Origin of the sequence: Pauljensenia sp. UMB3104, assembly GCF_030217285.1 — a bacterium.
Taxonomy (GTDB): domain Bacteria; phylum Actinomycetota; class Actinomycetes; order Actinomycetales; family Actinomycetaceae; genus Pauljensenia.
This window is the reverse complement of record NZ_JASONN010000152.1, coordinates 1-323: the sequence shown is the minus strand read 5'-3', so window position 1 is coordinate 323 and position 323 is coordinate 1. Positions and strand designations below refer to the sequence as shown.

Sequence of the window (323 nt, the reverse complement as noted above, 5' to 3'; positions counted from 1 at the left end):
TGACTGTTTCCGGCAAGACCGGTTCCAACGATCGACTCTGTGGCGCCGTTTCAAGTGCCGACATCGCTCAGGCCGTTCAGGATCAGATCGGCCAGACGATTGATCGCCGCAAGATCGTCATCCCTGCTCCGATCAAGACGCTGGGAGACTACACCGTCAAGGTCAACCTGCACTCTGAGGTGTCTGCAAACCTGCATGTCCGCGTCATCGCTGAGTGACAGTGACACACCACCGAGTGTGATCCCGGCGTACCGATGAGTACTCCGTTTCTGTAAGGAGGCTCCGGGACGCCGGGCACATTCATACCGGGCCGCACCCGCGCA

General features: G+C 59.4%; 1 protein-coding gene. It reads left to right on the top strand.

The features are described 5' to 3' along the window. On the top strand, positions 1 to 218 hold a 218-nt coding region (locus tag QP415_RS11155), incomplete at its 5' end, for a 50S ribosomal L9 C-terminal domain-containing protein (RefSeq protein WP_285100108.1). Positions 219 to 323: the final 105 nt, after the last annotated feature.